Below are 25,587 nucleotides of genomic sequence, written 5' to 3'. Positions count from 1 at the left end.
ATCCGGACAGGTACATTTTGAAAATTACAGTTCAACGTGTTCTACCGGTTCAGCGAACCACTTGTAGATGGTGGGCAGTACTACCAATGTTAGCAGGGTCGAGGTTACCAGACCACCAACTACCACGGCTGCCAACGGTCGCTGGACATTCGAGCCGATATCGTTTGCCAGTAGCAGTGGAATGAGTCCGAGTCCGGTGGTTAAGGCCGTCATTAGTACCGGCCGCAAACGTAACAGCGCTGCTTCCACAACCGCCTTATGGGTCTCAAGACCTTCTTCCCGCAATTGGTTGATGTAGGACACCAGCACCACGCCATTGAGTACCGCGATACCAAAGATGGCGATAAAACCTACGGCTGCCGGCACGGACAAATAAAGACCGGAAACCCAAAGCGCCACAATACCCCCGATAGTGGCAAAGGGAATATTCAGAAAGATGAGCACAGCGTATTTCCAGCTACTGAAGGTGGAAAACAACATGAAGAAGATGAGTCCCAGCGTAATCGGAACCACTACATACAACCGCGCCATCGCCCGCTGTTGATTTTCAAACTGTCCGCCGTATTCGGTGAAATATCCAGCAGGTAGTTCGACCTGCTCAGCCACCTTTTGCTGAATTTCACTGACCACGCTTCCCATGTCTCGTCCTCGCACATTAAGCTGCACATAGGTTCGGCGACTGGCTTTATTTCGGGAGATCTGCTTTGGTCCGGTAAAGACTTCCGCATCGGCTATTTGTGACAGCGGAACCAATGCTCCTTTAGCCGTACGGATGGGAAGATCGCGAACTTGGTCAATGTGGGTTCGCTGAGATTCCTGTAGGCGAACAAAGATATCGAAGCGTCGGATGCCTTCGAAGACTTGCCCGGCTACCGATCCACCGATCCCGGTTTCTACGGTGTTAAGGAAGTCATCCATGCTAATTCCCAACCGAGCCAACTGCTCACGATCCGGACGAACCAGGATTTGCGGTTTGCCGCCTTGTTGCTGGGCGCGGACATCTACAGCTCCTTCCACACCTTCAGCAATGGCCTGGATTTCACCTGCTTTTTCAGCCAGAACGTCCAGATCATCGCCATATAAACTCACAACCACTTGGGCCCGAACGCCGCTTAGCAGCTCATCAGTACGAAGCTGAATAGGTTGGGAGAAGTTGGAAGAAACTCCGGGCAGATCCTCCGACAATTTTTCGGCCATTGCGGTCTGAAGTTCTTCGTAATCACGTCCCCATTCCCAAGCGTCCAAAGGTTTGAGGTTTACTACGTTGAAGACCACGTTCACCGGCTCGGGATCTCCACCCACTTCGGCGCGACCAACACGCGAATAGACGCTTTCTACTTCAGGAAAGGTTAGCATCGATTCCTGAAGCCGCTTGGAGTATTCGGTAGTGGTTGGAAGATTGGCCCCCGGTGGTAATACCGAACGAACGGCGTAGGTGCCCTCACGTAAAGTAGGTTGAAACTCGGTGCCCAAAAACGGAAAGATGGCCATGCTTCCGGCAAAGAGAACAAGAGCGGCACCAAATACCATTTTAGGATATTTGGAGGTCTTCTCGATCAACGGTTCACTCCATTTTTTGAGCGTACGTACCAACCAGGGTTCCTTGTCCATGCCTTTTTCGGGAAGGATGAAGCTGGAGATAATAGGAATGTACGTCAGCGCTAAAAAGATGGCTCCGAACAGCGCAAAGGTAATGGTATAAGCCAGCGGTTTGAACATCTTTCCTTCCACACCTTCAAGCGAGAAGAGTGGCAGAAATACTATGATGATAATGCTGGTGGCGAAAAATACTGGTCGTATTACTTCACGCGCTGCCTCACTCACAATCCGTGTAAGCGACACATTCCCTTCTTTCCGCTCCTCAAGCAGCCTGTATGTATTTTCTACAATAACCGTAGCACTGTCGCCGATCATCCCGATACTGATTGCCAATCCGCCAAGACTCATCAGGTTGGCCGATATGCCCAGCCATTTCATCCCAATGAATGCAATCAAAAAAGCGATAGGAACTGTGGAAATAATGATCAGCGTGGACCGGATATCTCCCATAAAAAAGTACAGCACAATGAGCACCAGAATGGCCCCGATGTACAGGGCATTGGTAACGGTACCCACCGCTTTTTCCACCAGTTCACCTTGAGAATAGAAGGTTTCCATAATCATACCCTCGGGGAGGGCGCTATTAATGGCATCCACTTTATTATCCATTTCGGCCAGCAAGTCCTGTGTGTTGGTTCCGATGAGTTTCAACACAAAACCACCCACCGATTCTTCCCCGTTGGCAACCAGGGTTCCCCGCTTGATTTCGGAGCCAAATTCCACCTCGGCTACATCTTTCACATACACCGGAGTGCCATTTTCGTTGGATACGATAATATTCTCGATATCGTTGATACCTTCTTCGTCAGGTTGAATCCAGCCATAACCCCGCACCAGGTATTCTTCCCCTCCGCGTTCCAGAAAGGAAGCGCCCACCGTACGGTTGTTTTTGTTGAGGGCCCCTTCGAGATCTTCCAGGGTAAGTCCTCGGGATACCAGGGCATTCATATCGGCCTTGACCTGAAATTGGCGAACATCCCCACCAATCGACAGTACGCCGGTTACGCCGGGTACTGTTCGCAGCTGCGGTTTTACGATCCAGTCCTGAGCGGTACGGATATCCATCAGGGAGTGATCGTAGCCTTCTTTATTCTTGACCTCATACATCAATACCGTTCCAAGGCCGGTGGTGATGGGGCCAAGTTGGGGCTCACCGAGTCCGTCCGGGATTTCACTTTTGGCCTGCGCCAATCGCTCGTTTACCAATCGCCGGGCAAAGTAAATGTCGGTTCCTTCCTCAAAGTAAACATTCACTCTGGAAAGGCCGAAAATGGAGGTACTCTGCACCCGGTCCAGCTTCGGCAATCCATACATGGAGATCTCGATGGGGTAACTGATCTGCGTTTCCACATCTACCGGAGATAGTCCGGGACTGGAAGTAAATACCTGTACCAGCGGGGGGGATACATCGGGAAAAGAATCGATGGGTACATCCCGAAAGGAAAAATAGCCATAGAGCGCTACTGCGGCTACCAAAATAAAGATGGTCAGCCGGTTTTTTAATACTTTATCAATAATTTGTTCAAGCATAGGTCAAATATTCAGGGTGATAATTTTATTGATCCAATCTGCATTAGTGGCCATGAGATGCACTCCGGGTTGCGGCGGTTAAGGCTGATTTCAGGTCAAATGCCCCGGAAACAACAGCTGTTTGTCCCGGTTCTAAGCCAGAGATCACCTCAACAAAACCGTCTCGTTCATTTCCAAGCGTAACGGCAACCGGACGAAAACTTCCAGGCTCTTCACCAGGCACAAATACACGGTCGGTGCCTTCGATTTGTTGAACGGCGTCCACCGGAATGAGGGCAGCGGTTTCCTTTGAATTGGTGTAGATGCGAGCAGTACCAAACATACCGGCACGGAGCTGGCCTTCAGGATTATCAAAAAGCGCACGTACGGGCATGGTTCGGGTTTCTTTTTCCAGCTCGTACGAGATCCAGTCGGTCGTTCCCTCAAAGGTGGTTCCAGGAATGCTTCGTATGGAAAGCTCAACACCCTGTCCGGTTTCCAGATAGCGAATATCTTGCTCATATCCGTCTATCATCACCCAAACCTTAGACAAGTCGGCTACATGAACCGGCGTTTCACTGGGGCTGATAGTCTGTCCGGGAGAAAGGTCTCGCTCCTGAATGGTACCACTCAAGGGACTGCTCAGGTAAAAATAAGAAAGCGGAATCTCACTTCCGGCCTTAATATTTTGGATATCATTATGGGATAATCCGTATAAACGCAACGCTTCAGAGGCGGCATCAAGCTCTGCTTTCGCTTGTTCATATTCCAATTCGGCCTGCAACAGCTCAGCCTGACTGGAGATATCCTGGTCATACAAATTTTGCTCACGCTTAAAGTGGGCTTCCTCTTTCTTCATGGCCGCTCTGAGGCGAATGTAATCGGCTTTGATCTTACCAAGTCCAACGCTGCTCATTTGTGCAATGGGCTCGCCTTCTTCCACGTAGTCACCCAAATCTTTAAGCACTTTAACCACTTTGGCCTCAATTCTTGGGCCCACTTTTGCAATGCGATCCATATCATACATCACACTGGCAGGCCGTTGAATTATGGAGCTTGCACTTCCGGCTTTCAGGGTATTTACGTTGATATTTAGAGAAGCTAATTGCTCCTGTGATAAATGGACTTCACCGGAATGCTCACCTTCTTCTGCCGATTGCTCGCCTTCTGCCTCCGTATGTTGGGCTTCGTCTGAGCCGTGTTCAGAAGCGGTGGCATGGTTTTCTGTTTGAGGAGTGGATTCATTTTGAGAACTACAGCCGCTTATGACGACTCCACTCAAAAGCAACATCCACATCGGAAGTAATACGTTAATGATCTTCATTGTTTTTAATCTCTGTTTCATGGGGTTCAAATAATTAGTTAGTAGAAATTTCATTCAAGGGCGTGCCTATCAGTCGCTCTACATGTGCAATGGCACGGTTCAGTTCAGCCAGCGCTTGTACGTAGCGGGTCCGGCTGGTAAATAAAGTTCGCTGGGCATCCAGAACTTCCAGGAAATCAAACTTTCCCTGCCGGTAGCCGATTTGGGCAGCTTCATAGGCTGTTTGGGCTCCGGGTAAGACTTCAGCTTGAAGTTGCTCGGCCTCATATAAAGCAGCCTGTAACTTGTTATAGCTATTTTGAAGGGCTTTTTGCACCTCAATTCTGGCAGACTCCCGCAACGTTTCTGCACGGTTGAGCTCATAGCGAGCTGCCTTTACATTCCCCTGGTTCCGGTCAAAAAATGGAAGAGGTATGGAGACACCTACTAAAGCAGCTTCGGCTCCAAGATCTTCCATCCAGCGATACCCGCCGCTGATTTTTATATCAGGAATGGCTTTGGATCGCTCATACGAAAGGGAAGCTTCCCGTTGCTGAATTTCGGTTGACCAGCGGGCTACATCCGGGTTTCGTTCAATAAATTCGGCCACTGATTGATAATTTGGAATAGACTCAGGCATCTCCAATTTACCCTCTAATGCCATAAACGAAACCTGATCACTTCCCCAAAATGAAGCCAGTGTGGTAAAAGCGGATTGCATCGCATTGCGCCTGTTTTCCAGATCTATGCGTGCACGAGAGAGTTCAACCTGGGCTTTGGTCTGCTCCAGTTTTGAAACTTTTCCGGCTTCGACTTGCGCCGACACGCTTTCATAAAATTGTCGGGCAACATCTAATAACTCTTTTTGTTGCTCCCATTGCAGTTGGGCTTCCAAAGCGGACGTATAAGCTTGTGTGAGTCCGGTGAGCGTATTTAAACGCTGGGTTTCGTAATCCCACCCGGCGAGCTCAGTGGTTAAACCGGCCAGTCGTTTTCGTTTCATCCGATCAGCCCCTAAGAGAACTTTTTGGCTGAGCCTTATTGTGGTTTCCCTGGAATCATAGCCTTCAAAAGGGCCGGTTCCTCCAAAGTTTTCCATTTCGGCTTCCAGTTCCGGATTGGGCAACAAAGCAGCTTGAATGCGCTCGGCTTCCTTAACCCGAACTTGCCAGGCATAACTTTGCAGACCGGGGTTTTCGAGGAGCGTTTTAGCCAGTGCCGTTCGATAGCTCAGCGTGTCGCCAATAGTAATCGAATTGGCCGAAGAGTTTGAATTTCTGTTTAGAATCTGAGAAGAATAGTCCTCGGATTCATGTTCTATAAGCGTGCTTTTAGATGGTGTTTGAAGTACCGTTCGTTCGCTAGCGCAACCCGCAGCAAGCACGAGCGTACCGATGAGCAGCATCGTTTTGATAAATTTTGACATGTAGTATTCAGCCTTTTAGCTGTTGTAGATTGATGAGAAATGCGCACGGGATACTATGATCCTGTGAAGTATGAAGGGCATTCTCAATGTGAATTAGGTATAGGAGGGGCTGTATGGCCTAATTCAGAAGTACTACGGTCTGTAGATTGGTGGTGATAGAATTTTCTATAACCGGCGGTAAGAAAATAGTTTGCTGAAGGGAACGGGAGGCCGGAGTGATCTCACTTTTTTGAAAAACAGCTCGTTTAAGATCAGCAACTGTCTTTTGTTGGTCAAAGCGATTCAGCTTGTCTTCTTTGGCACAGAGTAAAGAAATAGGAACATCTCTGTGGTGATCACCATCTTGGTGAAATACGGTTTCTTGTTCGTGATCATGACCATCATTTTCGTGAACTTCAGCCTCACTATTGAAGAATAGTCCGAGCTCTGCCTTTGATTCAACATTTACATCGCCATTATCTTCAAAACAATACACCAATGACTCTGCCAGGCTATGCACACTTAGAACATGCATAGCAAATATGATCAGCAGAAGTCGTGCTGACATTTTAAAAATCTTTGTTTTGTGGATTTTCTTGAGCAAAGCTAAAATTTTGTGAATGCTAATAATAGACTATCAGCTGCAAAAGATCTTGCATAGTTATGTTTTAAAGATATCAAATTTTGCAGTTAAACTTAAAAACTGAACCTTAGGTAGTTATTGCCCATAAGTCTTAGAAGCTTGTTTATGTTTTATACACGTGAAATTTTAGTTCCCTTTGAAGCAAGAAAAATACTCAAAGCGGGAAGAACCGTAATTTGAAAAATCGGCGATAAGCCAACCTCATAAGAAAAAATAGTTAGCACAGGCATTGCAGAAGTATATTCCCACAGGCTAAGAAAAATGGCAGCCCATTCAAGAAAAATACTTGCTGCAAAGCTTAAGCCGAAAAGCACAATATATCCTTTGCGACCAAGACGAGGTTCCAGATGCACGGATGAAGTCAGCATTGAGGTGGCTCTCCATAGCCCTAATACAATGATGATATCCCCTAAAACAGCTCCCCACATCCAAACTGTAGCCTTGAGAAAAGGCCAGTCCCACATGCCATATAGAAAGCCACATTGAACAAACTCCCAAACGGTATTAAGGATAAAGGCCCAAAAAATTACTTTTTTGGCAGGTTCACTAATCACGTTCAATTCTCAGAATCGTTTAGACTATAATTATACGTGGCAGCGACTATTGCCCCAGATATCCAGCCTATAATGAAGGTCAGAATAATTCCAAGTAGTGATTCCCACAAAGGAATATCCATTCGAATGATTGATGACGTATCAAAACCGTGCAAGAGGGCGTTAAAAAAGGAAATAGTTCCTTGCTGGCCAAGCACAATCATCAACAAGGCACAGCCCAGGTATAGAATCACGCCTGTTGCGCCAACCGCTATTCCTAATTTCTTAGTGTTTAGTTTTCTCATAGTATCTCCTCTATTCTGTTGGGTTGATATACTTATTTAGTGATTTGAAAATATTAAAGTTAGATTCGCAGTTTTGAACCCATCTTTTGATAAACTTAGTTACCATTTTATATCCTTCAATTTTCGAGTTTCAGGAACCGGGCATTAATTGCAACAATAACGGTACTTAGCGACATCAGAATGGCGCCAACGGCAGGACTTAAAATAATACCCCAGGCAAACAGTACTCCGGCGGCAAGAGGAATGGCACCGATATTATATCCGGAAGCCCACCACAGGTTTTGCACCATTTTTCTGTAGGTAGATTTCGAGAGCTTAATAAGTGCCGTCACATCTTGAGGGTTATCTTTTACCAGTACAATATCACCGGTTTCAACGGCCACATCAGATCCGGCACCGATTGCAATTCCTACATCAGCCTGTGCAAGTGCGGGCGCATCGTTGACGCCATCACCAGTCATGGCCACAAGTTTTCCTTGCCCCTGAACCTCCTTGACCTTATCGGCTTTTTCATCCGGTAGCACTTCAGCAAACACCTGATCAATGCCTAATTCTCCAGCCACATAATCAGCCGTTTGCTGATTGTCGCCTGTCAGCATGATGCACTCAATCCCCATCTTGTGCAGTGCATCAATCGCATTCTTAGACGACTCTCGAATTTGGTCTCCCAAAGCAATGGCTCCGGTCAATTGATTTTCAATGATCACAAAAACCACCGTTTTTCCCTGAGATGATACCTTTTCAACTTCAGATGTCGGGTATTCCATTTCCTGCTCCCGAATATATCCGGGGCTTACTACTTTCACCGACTTTCCATTTACCTTGCCTTCAATTCCCTTTCCGGTAATGGAATTAAACTCATCCGGCTCCCAGGTTTCGCCGGCTTTTTCGAGGATTCCTTTTGCAAGTGGATGTTCGGAGTTTTTCTCCAGCGAAGCTGCATACTTGAGTATCTCTTCATCGGAGTGACCATCCCCAAAATTCAGAATATCCGTTACCGTGAAAGTTCCTTCGGTCAGCGTACCGGTTTTATCGAATATAATGGAATCCAAGTTTCTTGCTTGCTCAAAAGCAGACCGATTGCGTATAAGAAATCCATTGGTCGCAGCAATACTGGTTGATCGGGAAACAACCAAAGGAATAGCCAAGCCTAACGCGTGTGGACAGGTAATCACCATGACCGCCACGGTTCGGTTCATCGCAAAGTCAAAGCTTTGTCCCGTAAAAAAGATCCAGGCTCCAAAGGTGATGAGGCCGGCTGTAATAGCAACGATGGTCAGCCAAAAAGCAGCCCGATTGGCTAAATCCTGGGTGCGAGACTTACTTTCCTGTGCTTCTCTTACCAGGCTAATAACCTGAGATAAGAATGAATCGTCCCCGGTTTTAGAAATTTGTATAGTAAGAGAGCCTTTTTCATTTACAGACCCGCCAATTACCTCATCATCTTTTTCTTTACTAACCGGCTTGGATTCTCCTGTTAACATAGCTTCGTTTACGCTCGACTCCCCTTTCACAACCAATCCATCAGCGGGTACTTTTTCACCCGGTTTGATGAGCACTTTATCACCCTGTTGTAATTCTTCCACAGGGACGTCTTCTGTAGACCCATCTTCATTAACGCGATGGGCTTCACCCGGTATCAGTGCTGCCAACTCCTCCAATGCTGAAGAGGCACTCATCACGGAGCGCATTTCGATCCAGTGCCCCAAAAGCATAATGCCTACCAAAGTTGAAAGCTCCCAGTAGAGCAGGTCGCCTTCAAAGCCAAAGATTACAGCCGTGCTATAGAGATAGGCGATAGAAATAGCAAGGCCGATGAGCGTCATCATCCCCGGTTGCTTTTTCTTAAGTTCATCAATCAGGCCGGTGAGAAATGGCCATCCGCCAAAGAAGTAAACGACGGTTGATAACGCAGCTAAAATCCAGCTGTCACCGGTGAATCTCCAGTCCACACCCAGAAAATCCTGGATCATAGGTGATAGGGCCATGATCGGAATCGTGAGTGCAAGCACCCACCAAAATCGGAATTTAAAATCCTGCACCATCATTTTGTGGTGCTCATGGTGGGAGTGCCCTTCATGGCCATCATGATCATGGTTTTGTTCCTTATCGTGGTTATGGTCTTCGTGATTGTGATGTTCGTGGTTCATATTCTGCTCTGTTTAGTTAAATCGTTTGTTGCTTATCGGGATGACCAGTGAATAGCGGTAATTTTCCAATCCGAACCCTCTTTTTTTAATACAGCAAGTTCGAGAGAGGTCAGGTCTATTTCTCTTTCGGAATACGTTCCTTTCATGGAACTAACCGTGCTGACCCATGCTGTATTTCCTTCAATGCTGATTTTTTGAGTTAGTATCTCACGATCCATGGCACTCAAAAATTTACCATCAGAGTGAAAGTGATGGGAAAGATATTCTTCCTTCGTTTCCATTCCGCTGCCTTCCAGTATCAAGACATCATCAGCCATTACATTTGATGCGGCATCAGAATCGTTGTCAACAATGGCGGTTTTAAAGTTGTCAAGTGCTTCTAAAACCTTGGTTTCTTTTTGGTTTGTTTGAGCCATCACGGTTCCTGATAAAAACACAAGAAGTGCGAATATTTTTATAAATGGTTTCATAGGTATAGTTTTTTAGAGTTGCGTCATTTCAATTTTAGATACGAGTACTGATCCCTGGCCTTGTAATTTTAGCCCTACGCTTCCGCTTTTCGGAGCATCTCCGTGGCCGTGCACTTTCATCTCTCTGTTAATATATCCGCGAAAGTGCGTTTCATCTGCCACTACACGTAGAAATAACAGACCCTCGGTTTCATAGGTGCCTTCTTCGAAAATGGTTGTTTCCCCGTTCTGGATTCTGCCTTGACGAATAATCCCATCCGAATTCAGTGAAACAAAATCATAGTTATCGGCATCCTGCAGGTGATGAATGAGTTCTATTTCTCCATCTAAATCATCCAGATTGAGGTAGTAATCAACTTGTATGTTTTGGTATGATTGATGGGTAACAAATAGATTCGCTTGCCCGGAAGCTTGAAGCTGTAATAACGGATTACCACTTGAAGTGATAGTTGGCTTTAATGCCTGTAAAGAACCGTTCACCCAGTGAAAGTTAGTGATTAGGTCACTTACTGAATTTGAGTTGATCTCCCAGGTCCAGTCTCCATTTTCTTTAGTGATAAAAGAGGATGGAACCGTTGCAGTACTGTCGGTGCCTTCAGATGTAGCTGGTTCTTCTTGTTGTAATAGTTGACCGGTTCCGGCTCCATATCCATATACCATTTTACCGCCATACTCCGCGGTTTCAAAAACCATAAATAATCCCGGAAGTACTGTAATGAATGCAATGATTCTAAAGGCTTTCTTTTCAAAAAGATCAAACCAATGAAAGGCGATTCTCAATAGAGCATATATTACAAAGAACCATAGAAGATACTCCGCCCAGTCAGAATGCTCACTTAGTACCGATTGTGCTTCAGCCGGTAGAAAAACCGTATCTGCAGCAATGGTGCCACTGTAATAGGTGACACCGGCGAAAAGTGCTCCTGCTACATAAAGGATAGTACTCTTTGTTTCATCCCACCATTTTTCTTGAAAAAAAAGAGATACAAAATTAGCCAATGCAGCCGTCACTAATAGCGCAATAGGAAAATGAACGATCAGTGGGTGAATGTTGGGAGCCCATTCAGGAGTTAGTAAAGATTCCATAATTAGTTATCCAAAGTTTTAAATAATTGAGTTCAGAAATTAATTGTTGTGTCCAAAAGGTTATATAATCTCCAGGTTAGCCATCATGCCGTTGTCTTCGTGCTCCAGGTTATGGCAGTGAAAAACGTACAGGCCTTTTGGCGCATTGAAACTCATGATGATCCTAACAGTCTCGCCGGGCATGACAAGTACCGTGTCCTTCCAACCTGTTTCGGTAGGCGTTAATCCTCTGTTTCCACTTCTATCAAGAACTTTAAACTGAACGGCATGCACGTGCATGGGGTGAGGTACGTTTGAGTTATTGATAAACTCCCAAATTTCAGTACTTCCTTGCTCTACACGTTCATCGACTCGCTCCATCTCAAACTGACGCCCATTAATGGTATGGCCGTTCATCATTTGCATGTCCAACCGAATGGGGCGGGTACGATCAGCAGATGAAGCTTCAGGAAAGGTCGATTCAGACAGCTGACCGGGAAGGTCCACTGATTCTTGCTTAGATTCTCCATCAATCCTGAATTCCATAAGATCAAAACCAGTGCCTTGTTCGGGGCCGGAGCTCCCCATCATGTTTTGCATTCCCATCATACCGCCGCCGGAAGGCACATCAAATGGTTTACTGATAAGGTTAATACTATTTTTCTTCAATCCATAGAAGTCTATCAGTATGTCTGCTCTTTCCCCGGGGGCCATTAATAATTCATTCGTCTCAATAGCTTCAGGTAGAAGGCCTCCATCGGTGCCGATGACCATAAAGGAAAGATCATCTTGAAACGCTACATTATAAATTCGGGCATTTGAGCCATTTAAGACTCTTAATCGATACACACCCGGCTCAACTTCATGGTAAGGAGATGGTGCTCCGTTAATTAAGATTGTATCTCCCAAAAACCCGGTCATCATCCGTTCGGGCATAGACGGATTATATATTACCTCTCCTCTTTCGTTAACTCTCCGATCCTGAATAACGAGAGGTATCTCGTAGTTACCACCGGGTAAGTTGAGCGCTTTCTCCTCTTCATCTTCAATAATAAAAAAGCCTGCCAACCCCCGATAAACTTGTTCTCCGGTAATTCTGTGAGGGTGAGGATGATACCAATAGGTACCGGCTCTTTGATCAAGTTTGAAGTGATAATTGTAACTACCGCTTGATATAGCATCTATGGGGTGCCCGTCCATTTCGGGGGGAACAATGAGTCCATGCCAATGAATAATGCTTTCCTGACCTATATTATTAGTAAACTTGATGTCAAGTTCCTGCCCCTTTACATGGCGAATTGTTGGACCGGGAACTGAGTTATTAAATTGAAAAGCAGCCAGACTTAGCGATTCTGGCAGCTCTATTTCTGCAGAAGAGGCAGATAAATTAAATGAAGGATCGGTTATTTGACCCGGTAAAGGCAATCTGTTTTTAAAAGAACCCTTCAACTCATCGTCAGAAAAAGTCAAGCAGGATGTTAACCAAGGTGATAGGGCTAATGCACCCGTTCCAAAACCTATCCTCCGTAAAAATTGTTTTCTTTTCATAAATTTGAAACTATAATGATTGTATTATTAAATACTTGATCACATCAGATCCTTTTTCCTCTTCTCGAATTCCTCTTGATCAATTTCTCCATCTGCATATCTTCGCTTAAGGATCTCAAGTGGAGTTTCTTTATCAGATTCTTGTTGATTTGTCTTGAATAACGGCCTTGCCAAGACAATGACCAAAACAATTAGTAAGAACCACCAGAAGAACATCATCCAGCCACCTCCAAAAAATTGAAAATCATGCATAGTGCTATCATTTAAAGTTTTAGAATTCGGGGATGACTTTGAAGTGCATCCCCATTTAATTTTACTAATGATGGTTCATACCTTTATTATCGGTAGAATCTGATTTCATTTTCATTCCCGAATCCATCATTCCTCCCTGCATCATTTGCATACACATCATATGCATGTTCATCATGGATGAGTTATCCATCATATTCATCATTTTAGCGTGATCCATATCTCCATCCATCATAGATTGCATCATTTCCATATGCTTTTTCATGCGTTCTTTCATTTCAGGATTGTTCATCATGGAGTGCATATTTTCCATCATTTCAGAATGATCCATCTTTTGTGATTTCATCATTCTCTGCATCATCTTGGCACGCATTTCCGGGTTTTCCATCATATGATCCATCATCATGGATTGCATAGATGAGTCCTGCATCATGGTCATCATTTGCTGCTTTTTCTGCTCCATATTTTGTTGCTGAGCCACAGCAGTTATAGTTAGACCTAAACCTATTGCCAGTAACAGTGCGATTGATTTTATCTTTTTCATAATCTTATGGTTTTGTTAATGTTTGCTTTACTTAAAATATCATTTATCTAAGGGGTAAGCTTATACAATGATGATTAATACTTACCGTTTATTTAGTGTAAGCCTATTATTCTATTACTTTAGGTCCTTCCTCACCATCCCTGATTCTAATCATATTCTCAATAGGCATGACAAATATAATTCCATCTCCGCGCGAACCTGTTGAAGCAGTTTGTTGAATGATTTCAATAATAGAATTGACATCTTCGTCTACCGCTGCTATTTCTATTTTCACAACTTTGGAGTGCATCGCCGGGAATTGCAAAGAGCCATGGGCATAGTCAGGATCGGTATATTGACCTGCTCCTTCTCCTCTGAAAACCGTTATGCAACAATGGCCTTCAGAACGTAGCGCTTTATACACTTCTTCAAGTAGCATGGGGCGTATGTATGCTTTTACTAATTTCATGATACCTCTGTTTTTGATTTATACATTAATTCATCTGCTCAACTGTTTCTCCGCAGTTGTGCATTTGAGATCCATAAAAGGGGTTTTCAATATCTTCTTTGTCACTTATCCAGGTACTTCCTCCGCCGTACATAGGGCAATATTGCTTGAACAGTGCTCCTTCATATCCTTCTTCTTCAATTCGTGAAATAAGCGTTTCTGAAATGGATTTGAACTCGGCTCTGAGCTCTTCAATATCACTGAATGTATCCGTTGAGAACACTCGGACATGTTCTTTAGCCGTTTCAAAATCATCTTTGGACAGTGCCTCCCGAAGTTTCAAGTACTGGGGTACTACTACCTCAAGGCTTTTAACCATTTCATGATTTGAATGATCTTCAGTTGTATCCATAGTGGATTCATTCATATCACCGTTATTCATGTCCATAGCACCGTGATCGTGTGCCCCGCGATTTGCTCCTGAGCCCGGTTCTCTATTCATCATACTGAGTTTATCGCTAAGCTGTGCGGCTGCGTCCACTTTAAATGTGCCGTTTGATACCACACGCTCACCAACTTCCAGTCCAGATTCAATTACATATTCGTTACCAGCCCTTTTGCCTAATACAACTTCCCTTGCTTCAAAAGCAGGAGTTTCAGCTGTGGAAACATCCACAAACACAATGGACCTTTCTCCGGTCCATAGCACGGCACTTCGGGGGACAAGAAGTTGCTGTTCTTGGTCTGATTGAGAAGAAATAACTCCTTCAGCAAACATGCCGGGTTTCATCTCATTTCTCGGATTATCCACAGTAATACGTATTTCTACTGTTCGAGATTTATCATTTAAAAAAGGCTGGATAAAGCTGACTTCCCCGGTATAGGTATACCCAGGAATGGAGCTCACCGTAAAATCAATTTTATCTCCGATTTTTAAATTATTGACTGACGATTCATACGCCTCAAATTCAATCCATACCTCAGAAAGCTTCGCGATCCGGTATAGCATTGAACCTTCCTGAATATGGTCTTCCCGAGAGATATTGATCTGTGATACATAGCCAGATACTGGTGAGAAAAAATCTAACTCTTCCATCACTTCTCCTGATTGTTCAATCTGGTTTATGGTCTCTTCCGGAAATTCCCAAAGCAATAGCTTTCGCCGGGCAGACTCATATAATCGAGGGTTTTGTTCTTTGAATCGGGCTGTTTCCAAAAGTTCACTCTGTGCCGTAATTAACTCCGAAGAATAAATAGAAACCAGTTTTTGCCCTTTACGAACGTAATCACCGGTATAATCTACATATAACTCCCGAACACGACCGGGGAAGTGAGCCGTCACATTCGATACCAAGTTCTGATTTACAGCCACTTTGCCAGGTAACCGGGTTTCAACCACTGGGACTCCTTTTCTAACCGGAGTGGTTTCAACCTCAGCAAGCGCAAGTGCGGCTTTCGAGAATGTAACAGCATTCGGGTTGAGCGATTCTGAGTCATTGTCATCAAGATCATTGGCCGGAATTAACTCCATGCCACAAATTGGACAATTTCCTGGCTCGCTTTCTCTTATCTGAGGGTGCATACTGCACGTATAAACCACATTGCCTTCCTCATCAGTGTGGGTTTCTGATATATGCTCTTCAAGTGTTTGTGGTTCCGAAGTCCCTCCGAAAAAGAGGTAGCCGAGTAAGAGTCCACCCAGTATAAGTCCAGAGTAAATAAGTATGTTTTTTGTTTTCATAGTTGTAAGTATTGAGTTGTGAGATTAGAGTAGTGATTAGTTTTTCTCACTATTCATGGCTCAAATCACACGTCTATTTATTGTAGATTAATGTTGTGTTTGCCCGTCAGGTAATCGATGTAAGCCGATGAAACCTGCATATCCACCAAAGCCTGAATGCGGCTAAGCTGATAACCCAAAAGCTTGCGCTGCATCCGTAGAATTTCTTCAAAATTGGAGCTGTCGGTTGAATAGTTCTGTGTCATAATGCTCAGTGCCTGATTAACTCGTTGAATCTGCTTCTGGTCATACAAATCAAACCGCCGCCGCGCATCATAATAGTCCCTCAATGAAGAGGATAAATCTGTTTCCAGCTTGTTCTCTTTGTTTGTTATTTGCGACTGTACTGATTGAATATTCAGCTCTGCTTGTTGAACCTTGGCATTGTATTTATTTCGGAACAGGGGAATTTTGAAACTGGCTCTGGCCATGATGGCATCTTTACCATTATCAGCTAGCGTTGGTACATCTGAGCGTTCTTCGGTGAAGATATAATCCAGGCCTACGCCAAAGGATGGTTTCCCGTCTTTTACTGCCAGCGTTTTCATTTCGCGGGCGGAGTCCTCCTGATATTTAAGGCGATTTAATGCCGGGTTTTGTTGAACCAATTTATTCAGTAGTTCCGGCTCGCTTTCTATACTCATTTCAGGAATTAACGTATCCGGCAAGGTGATCACCTGTTCTTGCTCAGCATTCAAAAGCTCATTCACTTTTTGAATTAACACATTCCGATTGTCTTCAAGCAAAGCAATTTGCGTCTTCAGGTCTTCCTGTTCGATTTGTGCCCGTAACACATCCACCTGCGAAGCCTGATCTGTTTCATATCGGCTCAAACTTATCTCCACTAATGAGTTTAGGATGTCGAGGTTTTCGTTGGCAATCTCCAAGCTTTGGTCCAACTCATAAAGTTCAATAAGTGCTTTCTCGGTTTGATAAAACAGTCGATTTCGGGTCTCCTGAAATACTTCGTATTGCGCTTTAGCCTGCGCTTCCGATATTGATCGTTTATCTGAGAGGCTCCCAAACCAGGGAAACATTTGGGTTAGTGAAATCCTTGCTTTTTGTGGTCCCAATCTGGTTTCAATCGGACTGATGAAATAGGCAAAAGCAACTTCCGGATCGGGCAAAGTACCAACAATAGGACTTTCTTCAAGAGCTGATAGATAGTGCTGATATTCAGCCTTCAACTCGGGATTATTCTTAGCTGCTTGTTGTTGGTATTCTGCAATAGTTTGAGCTTGCACGGTAAAAGGCAGTGCAATTATGCCAAGTAATACAATTAATAGCAGAGCGTGCAGATGTTTCGCAAAGAGTGCTGAAGACTTTCTTCCCATCCTGCTCAATATTGGATATTCAATGTTCCTTAATCGATTTTCTTCTTTCATGACAATTCTTTTTTCATTTTAAATTCTTTCCACATGTAATAAAGGACCGGTATAACCAGTAATGTGATGATTTGCAGGAACATGCCACCTACACTCGGGATTGCCATAGGCACCATAATATCCGAGCCTCGGCCTGTGGATGTTAGGACGGGTAACAAAGCAAGGATGGTGGTGGCTGTCGTCATGAGTGTCGGGCGAATTCTGCGTGTACTTGCCTCTATCACTACTTCTCGTAATTCGGCCGATGTCTTCGGCTTCTTGCGATCGAACAATTGGTCGAGATAGGTTGCCATCACTACGCCTCCGTCAGCTGCAATTCCAAATAAGGCGATGAAACCTACCCAAACGGCCACACTTAAGTTCACGGTTCCCATTTGAAACAGATCCCGAAGATTTTGACCAAACAGATCAAAATTCAGAAACCATCCTTGACCGTAAAGCCAGACGAGCAGGAATCCCCCCGCCCAGGCCACAAAAATGCTACTGAAGATCATGGATGTAGTAGCCACAGACCGAAATTGGAAATACATGATCAGGAAGATAATGACCAGCGCAATAGGCAGAATAACGCTTAGCCGTTTCTCAGCTCGGACCTGATTCTCATAGTTGCCCGCGAATTCAAAATTGATACCTGCGGGAACCGCTATGTTACCGGAGTTCACACTTTCTTCAATAGCACGTCTGGCATTTTCTACCACTTCAATTTCAGCAAAGCCATCTAACTTATCGAAGATTACATAACCCACCAGGAACGTATCTTCGCTTTTGATGGCTTGTGGTCCTTGGCGGTATTTGATCTCAGCCAGTTGTGAAAGAGGTACTTGAACACCCGTTTTGGTGGGAACCAAAAGTTCATTTAAAGCCTCAGGGTTATCTCTTAACTCTCGGGCAAAACGAACACGAATGGGGTATCGCTCACGCCCTTCAACGGAGGTTGAGACTGCCATCCCACCCACACCCATCGACATAAATTGCTGCACGTCTTGAACGGATAACCCGTAGCGGGCTAACTGTTCCCGGTTCCAATGAACTTCCAAATAGGGTTTACCAACAATACGTTCCGCAAATACCGATGAAGCTTTTACGCCTTCAGCATTCTTCAGGACATCTTCTAATTGTAAACCAAAATTTTCGATTTCTTGAAGATCACTTCCCTTTACTTTGACCCCCATAGGGGCTCTCATGCCAGATTGCAACATGATCAATCGTGTTTCAATAGGCTGAAGTTTGGGGGCAGAGGTGGTTCCGGGTATGCGTGCGGCAGCTACAATTTCATCCCAGATATCATCCGGGGAGTGAATATGATCGCGCCACTGGCGATAATACTTACCGTTTTCATCCGGGATCAGTTCTCCATCTTCACCTCTTACAAACTCCCCTGAATCATTGACCTCGAATCGCATCCGCCGGCCATTTTCATCCGTTTTGTATTCCGATTTATATTGAATCACATTTTCGAACATGGAGATAGGTGCCGGGTCCAAAGCTGATTCAGCCCGGCCCATTTTTCCAACGACCATTTCAACTTCCGGTATGGAGTTAACAGACAGGTCAATTTTACGCATCACGTCTTCTGCCTCTTCTACACCGGCGTGAGGCATCGTAGTAGGCATCAAAAGGAAAGCTCCTTCATCCAGGGCAGGCATAAATTCTTCACCCAGTCCTGGAAAAGCTTCGGACGCTGAAGTCCAAACGGATGTTTCGCTTATATCAACCCCGACCGTATTAAAGCTTTTGGCTACAAACCCAAAGGTAGTTGCAAAGCCCAGCCAAATTACCACCCCAAAAATCACGAAAAAGGATGGAAGGGTTAGAAAAATCTTTTTATGATCCAGGCACCAACTAATAATGGGTTGATAATATTTGATGATGAGCCAGAAGGTGGCAAGAATAAGGGCGATCACTAAAACGATAAAAAACAAATTACCTGCAAAAGAGACCGATGGCCCAAAAGGAAGCCAGTATTCTGTCAGTAGCCAGGTGACTACTACTACAGAAAGCGCATTATTGAGAAATGGAATTCGTTTGTGATATTCTTCGCCTAAAAAGAATCCCACGCCATTGATGAGCCCGAAGCCCATGATCAACAGACCACCCCAACCTGAAACAGTCAACATGGCAATGAATCCTCCGATCACCAGCAAACCGTTCCAACTAAGTTTTAATTTCTTATTATTGATCTTCAGCCCGAAGAACCAATGGGCAAAGGGTGGGATAAGTGTGATTGTAATGATGATGGAAGCAATCAGCGCGAAGGTTTTAGTGTAAGCCAATGGTTTGAATAGTTTCCCTTCGGCAGCGATCATCGTAAAGACCGGGAGAAAACTCACAATGGTGGTGGTTATGGCCGTCAATACAGCCCCGGCAACTTCAACAGTAGCATTGTATATGACTTCCAGAAGTGATTCATCTTCCCCCATCTCTTCCAAATGCCGGAGCATATTTTCAGAAAGAATGACTCCCATATCCACAATGGTACCAATGGCAATAGCGATCCCGGAAAGGGCCACAATGTTAGCATCCACCCCAAAATACTTCATGGCAATAAAGGTCATGAGTACAGCGATGGGGAGCATGGCAGAAATTAGCACCGAAGTTCGCAAATTCAGTACCATTATAACGATCACGATAATGGTAATCAGGATTTGAAGTGTGAGCGCTTCTTCGAGCGTCCCCAAGGTTTCAGAGATCAGCGTAGAGCGATCATAAAATGGTACAATGGTGACTTGAGATTCGGTTCCGTCTTCAAGGGTTTTTACAGGCAGGCCGGCAGAAATCTCTTTGATCTGTGCTTTTATATTATCAATTACCTGCTGGGGATTGGCACCTTGCCGGGCTACGACTACTCCACCAACGGCTTCTGCTCCAGCCTTATCCAGCACACCTCTTCGTGGAGCAGGCCCCATACTTACGAAGGCAACATCCTGAATTCGAATGGGCGTATTATCCACTACTTTAACCACAGCAGATTCCAAATCTTCCAGGTTTTCTATGTACCCAATTCCCCGAACCAGGTATTCCACGTTATTCATCTCAATAGTTCGGGCACCGGTCTCAGCATTGGTTTTTCGTACTGCATCGATCACTTCAGGCAGAGTAACCCCATACGTTTTTAGTTTGTTTGGGTCGATGTCAATCTGGTACTCTTTTACATACCCTCCAATGGAAGCAACTTCTGCCACACCTTGAGCTCCTGATAGTCCGTATTTCACATAAAAGTCTTGTATGGACCGTAACTCTTGAGGGTCCCAGCCACCTGCGGGCTCTCCACTTTGATCCCTGCCTTCCAGCGTGTACCAAAATATCTGCCCCAGTCCGGTAGCATCAGGACCAAGGGCGGGCTTTGCAGTTTGAGGAATAGTGCCTGCCGGAAGTGAGTTTAGTTTTTCAAGGATGCGGGAGCGACTCCAATAATAATCCACATCCTCTTCGAAAATGATGTAAATGATGGAAAGACCGGTCATCGAATTACTTCGAACGGTTTTGATGCCAGGCACAGTCAGTAATTGAGTAGTCAGAGGATAGGTGACCTGATCTTCTATATCCTGAGGAGATTGACCTTCCCAATCGGTATACACGATCTGTTGGTTCTCCCCAAGGTTTGGAATAGCATCCACAGGAACACGATCCCGAGGAAGAAAGTCAAGATTCCAATTAAAGGGAGCTACTGCAAGTCCCCAGCCTACTAAGACTAGCAAGAATAGTACAGCTACAAGTTTATTTTCCAGGAAAAACCGGATGGTTTTATTTAGCATGAGTTTATTATTGATGAATCGGTACAATTAAAAAGGTGATCATCTCTCGATAGATATCTGAGACCTTGAAGCCTATTTTTTACAATAGATAGATAGTACAAGAATCAAGGTTCCTGGCGTTACAGGAATGACTTTAGGGGAGAAAAGATATACCGATCCCTAAATCAGAAAGGACTCGTTGGCTAAAAAGATGGGGGGTGGTGAATAGGAATCCGAAGTTTGAATAGCGTGGTGATAGTCGGATTCAGTTTGGTTTGTGTGAACTTCCGCAATTATCTGGACAACAGCCAGAACCTTGACTTTCACTTTTTGAAATAAAGGAGCTTCGGTCTTAACTGATAATTCGTCAACAGAGCAGGCACAAACAATACCAAGGTCTTGATCTTCATTGGTTTCAGTATGATGTTGGTGTTCCGGTACTTCGGCAAACTCAACAGTCATTGGGCAATCTTCAGCATGTTCACTTTGAGCCTGCATATGGATTCCCATTTCCTGCAACTCTTCACATAGTTCATTTGACATAGCATGAAGTCCGGTTGGAACCGAAACCCCAATCAGGATACTCAGACTGAGCACCGATGCAATAAAGCGATATGTTAAAGAAATTTTCACGTTTCAAGTATATGTAATTAATTCTATCCATGAAAGATGGAACATAATTCGATAAACAAAATCCATAATTAGACAAATTTCAAATATTCTGTTGAACTAATTATGAGTCTAAACCCAATTTTAAACGAAGTTTATTGTCTTATCTCAAAAGTATCGTAAACGAATTATGTTATAAATCTATATCTAATCAACACTTTCAAAAATTCACTTATTGCCAAGGATGTTTTTATTTTCGCCTTCAAGAGCCTTTAAAATAGGACAGTCTCCTTTAGGTCCTTCCCCAGCACAAGAATCAATTAAATCTACCAGGGTATTCTTTATTCGTTGTAGGTCTTCGATCTTTTCCACCACATCTTGGTATTTTTCTTGCGCTTCACTTTTGATCTCTGAGCAAGTAGTGTCCTCATCAATTCGTAGCTCCAGCAATTCCTTGATTTCGCTTAGCGTGAATCCCAGCTCTTGTGCACGCTTGATAAATTTGATCTGGTCGATATGCCGTTGGGTAAATATGCGATATCCTGATCGTCTTCGGTCAGGTGTGGGAATAAGACTGCGTTTTTCGTAATAACGGACGGTTTCTTTATTAACTTTTGCACGGCGAGCTACTTCACCAATTTTGAAAGTGGTGATGTCTTGATACTTTTCATTCTGGTTTTCTCTCATCATTTCACTGACTTCTATTATACGTTTAACAAACCAATCAATTATTAAGAAAAGCCGGGCATAATACCCGGCTCATTAATTACTAATTGTTATTCTTTCTTTTCCATAATTTTACCACAACAGCACGTTGGGTTTTGGTTACCACCACAACTGGGTGGTGCTCCTTTAGTTACTGTTACCTCGCATCCACAATTTTCATCTGGACATTTATAAACATCTCCTTTCTTAAATGGCATGATATTTCCTCTTTTTATTCGAAACATAATTCAATACCAATATAAGACCTGGAGTATGGTACAGAGTCAAATTAAAAATTGATAAAATTGTTTTAATCTCATATAAATTTATAAATCAGGAGAGAGCTTTCATTTTATCCTTAAGTCTTTTCACAGTCAAATGGGTGTATTTTTCCGTTACTTTCTGGCTCGAATGTCCAGCCATATAACTCGCTTCAGCCGTGTGAAATCCTTTCTCAATCCAAGTAGTTACAGCTTGGTGTCTCATTCCATGTAAAGTACGAGAAGTTGGAATACCGGCTTCCTTACAGTAGCGTTTAAATTCCCTATACACTCTCATTCCACGAACTGGTTGACCTTTTGTATTTCCACCCGTGTAAATAAACACATAATCACTTGGACTAATCTTAGCACGAACTTTTAAATACACCTCCAGTTCTTTCTTCAATTCATTAATGATAGGAATTAACCGTTCTTTTCTACCTTTGGTGGGTGGTAGTGAAATGTAGCTAAGCTCTTTACTTTCATAGATCAGGTTTTCACCTTTTAGTCCTGAGTACGAAAGCTCAGGGTCATAAGCCGCCTCATGTTTTCGGAGACCACCATAGAAATACAATGCTACGATCGGTTTGAACCAGTGTTGGACTAAATTAGGATCGAATTCAGGTAAGTCTTTCTTTCTGGCTAACTCATCATCGAATTTCTTAAAAAGAATTCCAAGTTCTTCCTCAGAAATCATTTTGGGTCGGGTATTTTCTCTAATTCTTGGCAAATCCTTTTTAATCTCAGGAAAGTAATCCTTCTCCACAATGTTCTTTTTCAGCAGAAACTTCCACCAAGACCGGAAATGTCGAAAGTAATAGTGCCTTGTAGCAGAAGTAATGCTCTTTTTGAAGATCACATTCTCAAAATGATAGCTCAGTACATTTGTTGGATGCACATCTGATAACTCATTTAATTCTACAAAATGACCTAAAGCTCGCTGGTAGGCTCCAATGGTTGCCGGGGAGAGATGGTTTTTTGATTTGTAGAATAATTCAATGGATTCACTAACCGTGTTACAATCAGTGGTTTCATTACTGGTGTTTCTTTGTAAAACCTTCTTAGGATTGAATCCTTTCGAAAAGGGATTGATCTTGCCTAACGATTCCAGTTTTTCGAGTTCAGTTACCATTTTTTGAGCAACATCCTTGTGCCTGGTGCCCAATGATTTCCGAACATTCTTTTTACCCAGGTCTTCAGAGTAAAAGTTCACATAGTAGTATTTACCGCGTTTGATTAGAAATGCCATAGTAGTTGCCTTCTGAATTAAAGTTCGGTAAGCGAATTCTTAATTCAGCAGCCTTTGCAAACGACCATTCCAAAATTGTACATAGTAGTGTACATAGTAGTTGGGAATGTAGGGGTATGAAAGTGTACACTTTCGTTCCTTTGCGTTCGCTTACTTAGTGTAAGTAATTAGGCTTTTTTTTGGCTTAGAAGGGAATTGAGGGGGTTTTTACACCCTCTCAATAATTGTGGGCCCGGCAAGACTTGAACTTGCGACCAATCGATTATGAGTCGACTGCTCTAACCAACTGAGCTACGGGCCCGTGTTGTAATCTGTTCACTTGGTTAGCGAAGTGAGGCGCCAAAGATAAATATCTTATCTTTCAGAATCGAATGTTATTGCAACGATTTTATAATTAAAAAGAGCGGAATAAACTCGCCGGTCAACAGGAAGATAGGGGCTTTTAGCCCATCACCCAAGCCCGAAAATTTTGAAGTCCCATCCCGGCAATCGTTCTCAATTTCATAACATTGAAGTTACTTGTCCATAATGTGCGATAGATAGTTTTGAACCGGTTGAACTTCAACTGAAATCAAAAAATTCAAAATTATCAATACTTATGGACTTCAAAGATCTTCTGAAAATATTTATGATTACGGCCCTGACCGGTTCCGTGCTGGTGTCGTGCAGCAGCGATAATAACCCGGTGAATGGAAATGACGATGATGATAACACTGAGCAACATCCTTATGCAAGTGATATTCGCGATAATGGCGTAATCCTCCCAAGCTCAATAGATGGAAACCGAAGCCTGTCAGCTGATTCCGTGTACTATCTGGATGGTTATGTTTTTGTGGAAAGCGGAACCCTTACCATTGAGCCCGGAACGGTAATTATGGGCTTTGAAGAGCCTTCTGAGGTAGCTGACGGGAATGAAACAGCCCTCATTATTACACGAAATGCCCGGATTGATGCGGAAGGGACCGCCGAAAATCCCATTATCTTTACTTCTGAACTGGACGGCGAGCCTTTTGGGGAGACACTGATCCTGAATCAGACCAACTCCAAGCTTTGGGCGGGATTGATTATTCTGGGAAATGCACCGGCTTACTCTGCAGGTAATACAGATGCCATTCAAATTGAAGGAATCCCCGACGGCGAAGCACGCGCTCAGTATGGCGGTGATGATGAAGAGCACAGCTCGGGAATACTGAAATATGTATCTATCCGCTTCACGGGCGCGGAAATCGGGCCCGGTGACGAAATTCAGGGGCTGACCCTTGGCGGAGTAGGACGCGGAACCACACTGGAATACATTGATATTTTCGTATCGGCAGATGACGGAATCGAAATTTTTGGCGGAACCGTGGACATCAAATATATCTCGGCTGCTTTTGCTGAAGACGATGCTTTTGATTTTGACCTTGGATGGTCGGGTACAGGACAGTATATGTTTGCCTTGCAAGGCGGAAACGGTGCGGATCACGGAGGTGAATGGGATGGTGCGAGTCCTGATAATGCGCCCCTGTACTCAACTGCCCGTCTTTATAACATGACCCTGATTGGCCTGGGACAAAACAGTACGGAGCGAGGTGCAGATGCCCCTGCTGTTAAAATGAGGGATGGGTCTGCCTATTCCATCTACAACTCCATTATTACGGACTTTAATGGCCTTGGCATTGAGATTGAAGACCGGAGTGAATCCGAAGATTCGTATGACAAAACTATTCTGGATGTGAACGGAGACGGTGCATCGGTAACAGGTAACATTTGGTACACCGGAAATGCCTCAAGCATCGAAACAATGATTGAGGTTACCTCCGGAAGCCCGAGGGATACCGATGGCTCTACCATAGCGGCCTGGTTAAATGACCGGGATAATGTTTTTGAAGACCCTGCTTTGGGTGGCATTTGCCGGACTCAGGGTTGCGGTATTCTTGATCCGGTTCCTTCTTCAGCCGCGGCCGCATCGGGAGCCGCGACGGTAGCAGATGCCAATGTAGATCAAACCACATACAAAGGAGCATTTGATCCTGCATCACCGGCATGGATTACCGGATGGACCTCACTTGCGCGATACGGCTACTTGTCTGAATAATTATTAATCATCCGGTAAAAAAGGGGCGGGCCATGAGG

20 protein-coding genes and 1 tRNA gene are annotated in these 25,587 nt (G+C 44.2%); 1 reads left to right on the top strand and 20 read right to left on the bottom strand.

What is annotated here, in order from left to right; genetic code table 11:
- Nucleotides 1-24: 24 nt before the first annotated feature.
- The 20 genes from HUJ22_RS14040 to HUJ22_RS13945 all read right to left on the bottom strand — a co-directional run bounded on the left by HUJ22_RS14040 (nucleotide 25) and on the right by HUJ22_RS13945 (nucleotide 23,773).
- Complete coding sequence (locus HUJ22_RS14040; protein WP_290878326.1) at nucleotides 25-3,129, bottom strand: CusA/CzcA family heavy metal efflux RND transporter; 3,105 nt, start codon at nucleotides 3,127-3,129, stop codon at nucleotides 25-27.
- A 43-nt stretch (nucleotides 3,130-3,172) separates the two neighbouring features.
- Nucleotides 3,173-4,432 (bottom strand): efflux RND transporter periplasmic adaptor subunit, encoded by a 1,260-nt coding sequence (locus HUJ22_RS14035; protein WP_290878325.1) that lies wholly within the window; start codon nucleotides 4,430-4,432, stop codon nucleotides 3,173-3,175.
- Between the two features lie 34 nt (nucleotides 4,433-4,466).
- On the bottom strand, nucleotides 4,467-5,837 hold the full coding sequence (locus HUJ22_RS14030; protein ID WP_290878324.1) for a TolC family protein: 1,371 nt from the start codon (nucleotides 5,835-5,837) through the stop codon (nucleotides 4,467-4,469).
- Between the two features lie 118 nt (nucleotides 5,838-5,955).
- Nucleotides 5,956-6,384: a hypothetical protein gene (locus HUJ22_RS14025; RefSeq protein ID WP_290878323.1), complete on the bottom strand. Its 429-nt coding sequence runs from the start codon at nucleotides 6,382-6,384 to the stop codon at nucleotides 5,956-5,958.
- 185 nt (nucleotides 6,385-6,569) lie between these two features.
- Nucleotides 6,570-7,013, bottom strand: a complete 444-nt coding sequence (locus tag HUJ22_RS14020) for a hypothetical protein (RefSeq protein ID WP_290878322.1) — start codon at nucleotides 7,011-7,013, stop codon at nucleotides 6,570-6,572.
- A 2-nt stretch (nucleotides 7,014-7,015) separates the two neighbouring features.
- On the bottom strand, nucleotides 7,016-7,297 hold the full coding sequence (locus tag HUJ22_RS14015; protein WP_290878321.1) for a DUF5676 family membrane protein: 282 nt from the start codon (nucleotides 7,295-7,297) through the stop codon (nucleotides 7,016-7,018).
- Between the two features lie 116 nt (nucleotides 7,298-7,413).
- Nucleotides 7,414-9,447, bottom strand: coding sequence for a copper-translocating P-type ATPase (locus HUJ22_RS14010; RefSeq protein WP_290878320.1), 2,034 nt, complete (start codon nucleotides 9,445-9,447; stop codon nucleotides 7,414-7,416).
- 32 nt (nucleotides 9,448-9,479) lie between these two features.
- Nucleotides 9,480-9,917 carry a nuclear transport factor 2 family protein gene (locus tag HUJ22_RS14005; protein WP_290878319.1) on the bottom strand — a complete coding sequence of 146 codons (438 nt, stop codon included), beginning with the start codon at nucleotides 9,915-9,917 and terminating at the stop codon, nucleotides 9,480-9,482.
- 12 nt (nucleotides 9,918-9,929) lie between these two features.
- Nucleotides 9,930-11,003, bottom strand: coding sequence for a DUF2231 domain-containing protein (locus HUJ22_RS14000; protein ID WP_290878318.1), 1,074 nt, complete (start codon nucleotides 11,001-11,003; stop codon nucleotides 9,930-9,932).
- Nucleotides 11,004-11,063: 60 nt separating this feature from the next.
- A complete protein-coding gene (locus HUJ22_RS13995) occupies nucleotides 11,064-12,530 on the bottom strand; it encodes a multicopper oxidase family protein (protein WP_290878317.1) in 1,467 nt (488 codons plus the stop codon).
- Nucleotides 12,531-12,569: 39 nt separating this feature from the next.
- Nucleotides 12,570-12,782 carry an SHOCT domain-containing protein gene (locus tag HUJ22_RS13990; protein ID WP_290878316.1) on the bottom strand — a complete coding sequence of 71 codons (213 nt, stop codon included), beginning with the start codon at nucleotides 12,780-12,782 and terminating at the stop codon, nucleotides 12,570-12,572.
- 64 nt (nucleotides 12,783-12,846) lie between these two features.
- Nucleotides 12,847-13,323, bottom strand: a complete 477-nt coding sequence (locus HUJ22_RS13985; protein WP_290878315.1) for a hypothetical protein — start codon at nucleotides 13,321-13,323, stop codon at nucleotides 12,847-12,849.
- Nucleotides 13,324-13,429: 106 nt separating this feature from the next.
- Nucleotides 13,430-13,771 carry a P-II family nitrogen regulator gene (locus tag HUJ22_RS13980; RefSeq protein WP_103665344.1) on the bottom strand — a complete coding sequence of 114 codons (342 nt, stop codon included), beginning with the start codon at nucleotides 13,769-13,771 and terminating at the stop codon, nucleotides 13,430-13,432.
- Between the two features lie 25 nt (nucleotides 13,772-13,796).
- Nucleotides 13,797-15,491: an efflux RND transporter periplasmic adaptor subunit gene (locus tag HUJ22_RS13975; protein WP_290878314.1), complete on the bottom strand. Its 1,695-nt coding sequence runs from the start codon at nucleotides 15,489-15,491 to the stop codon at nucleotides 13,797-13,799.
- A 77-nt stretch (nucleotides 15,492-15,568) separates the two neighbouring features.
- On the bottom strand, nucleotides 15,569-16,915 hold the full coding sequence (locus HUJ22_RS13970; protein WP_290878313.1) for a TolC family protein: 1,347 nt from the start codon (nucleotides 16,913-16,915) through the stop codon (nucleotides 15,569-15,571).
- Complete coding sequence (locus HUJ22_RS13965; RefSeq protein ID WP_290878312.1) at nucleotides 16,912-20,670, bottom strand: efflux RND transporter permease subunit; 3,759 nt, start codon at nucleotides 20,668-20,670, stop codon at nucleotides 16,912-16,914. The genes HUJ22_RS13970 and HUJ22_RS13965 overlap by 4 nt, the downstream gene beginning before the upstream one ends.
- A gap of 159 nt (nucleotides 20,671-20,829) precedes the next feature.
- Entirely contained in the window at nucleotides 20,830-21,282 is a 453-nt protein-coding gene (locus HUJ22_RS13960; protein ID WP_290878311.1) for a hypothetical protein, read from the bottom strand.
- A 204-nt stretch (nucleotides 21,283-21,486) separates the two neighbouring features.
- Nucleotides 21,487-21,948 (bottom strand): MerR family transcriptional regulator, encoded by a 462-nt coding sequence (locus tag HUJ22_RS13955; RefSeq protein ID WP_290878310.1) that lies wholly within the window; start codon nucleotides 21,946-21,948, stop codon nucleotides 21,487-21,489.
- Between the two features lie 348 nt (nucleotides 21,949-22,296).
- Nucleotides 22,297-23,472 carry a tyrosine-type recombinase/integrase gene (locus HUJ22_RS13950; protein WP_290878309.1) on the bottom strand — a complete coding sequence of 392 codons (1,176 nt, stop codon included), beginning with the start codon at nucleotides 23,470-23,472 and terminating at the stop codon, nucleotides 22,297-22,299.
- Nucleotides 23,473-23,699: 227 nt separating this feature from the next.
- Nucleotides 23,700-23,773: transfer RNA gene (locus HUJ22_RS13945), tRNA-Ile, on the bottom strand.
- A gap of 297 nt (nucleotides 23,774-24,070) precedes the next feature.
- Between HUJ22_RS13945 and HUJ22_RS13940 the strand changes: the two genes are divergently transcribed.
- Nucleotides 24,071-25,549, top strand: coding sequence for a hypothetical protein (locus HUJ22_RS13940; RefSeq protein ID WP_290878308.1), 1,479 nt, complete (start codon nucleotides 24,071-24,073; stop codon nucleotides 25,547-25,549).
- The last annotated feature ends 38 nt before the right edge of the window (nucleotides 25,550-25,587 follow it).

It is taken from the genome of Gracilimonas sp. (assembly GCF_014762685.1).
Lineage (GTDB): Bacteria > Bacteroidota > Rhodothermia > Balneolales > Balneolaceae > Gracilimonas.
Note: the sequence above shows the minus strand (reverse complement) of the source record. Positions and strands in the feature narration are given on the sequence as shown.

Coding starts and splice junctions, on each gene's coding strand:
- HUJ22_RS14040 (WP_290878326.1), bottom strand. CDS start 3,129: ATGCTTGAACAAATTATTGATAAAGTATTAAAAAACCGGCTGACCATC.
- HUJ22_RS14035 (WP_290878325.1), bottom strand. CDS start 4,432: ATGAAGATCATTAACGTATTACTTCCGATGTGGATGTTGCTTTTGAGT.
- HUJ22_RS14030 (WP_290878324.1), bottom strand. CDS start 5,837: ATGTCAAAATTTATCAAAACGATGCTGCTCATCGGTACGCTCGTGCTT.
- HUJ22_RS14025 (WP_290878323.1), bottom strand. CDS start 6,384: ATGTCAGCACGACTTCTGCTGATCATATTTGCTATGCATGTTCTAAGT.
- HUJ22_RS14015 (WP_290878321.1), bottom strand. CDS start 7,297: ATGAGAAAACTAAACACTAAGAAATTAGGAATAGCGGTTGGCGCAACA.
- HUJ22_RS14010 (WP_290878320.1), bottom strand. CDS start 9,447: ATGAACCACGAACATCACAATCACGAAGACCATAACCACGATAAGGAA.
- HUJ22_RS14005 (WP_290878319.1), bottom strand. CDS start 9,917: ATGAAACCATTTATAAAAATATTCGCACTTCTTGTGTTTTTATCAGGA.
- HUJ22_RS14000 (WP_290878318.1), bottom strand. CDS start 11,003: ATGGAATCTTTACTAACTCCTGAATGGGCTCCCAACATTCACCCACTG.
- HUJ22_RS13995 (WP_290878317.1), bottom strand. CDS start 12,530: ATGAAAAGAAAACAATTTTTACGGAGGATAGGTTTTGGAACGGGTGCA.
- HUJ22_RS13990 (WP_290878316.1), bottom strand. CDS start 12,782: ATGCATGATTTTCAATTTTTTGGAGGTGGCTGGATGATGTTCTTCTGG.
- HUJ22_RS13985 (WP_290878315.1), bottom strand. CDS start 13,323: ATGAAAAAGATAAAATCAATCGCACTGTTACTGGCAATAGGTTTAGGT.
- HUJ22_RS13980 (WP_103665344.1), bottom strand. CDS start 13,771: ATGAAATTAGTAAAAGCATACATACGCCCCATGCTACTTGAAGAAGTG.
- HUJ22_RS13975 (WP_290878314.1), bottom strand. CDS start 15,491: ATGAAAACAAAAAACATACTTATTTACTCTGGACTTATACTGGGTGGA.
- HUJ22_RS13970 (WP_290878313.1), bottom strand. CDS start 16,915: ATGAAAGAAGAAAATCGATTAAGGAACATTGAATATCCAATATTGAGC.
- HUJ22_RS13965 (WP_290878312.1), bottom strand. CDS start 20,670: ATGCTAAATAAAACCATCCGGTTTTTCCTGGAAAATAAACTTGTAGCT.
- HUJ22_RS13955 (WP_290878310.1), bottom strand. CDS start 21,948: ATGATGAGAGAAAACCAGAATGAAAAGTATCAAGACATCACCACTTTC.
- HUJ22_RS13950 (WP_290878309.1), bottom strand. CDS start 23,472: ATGGCATTTCTAATCAAACGCGGTAAATACTACTATGTGAACTTTTAC.
- HUJ22_RS13940 (WP_290878308.1), top strand. CDS start 24,071: ATGGACTTCAAAGATCTTCTGAAAATATTTATGATTACGGCCCTGACC.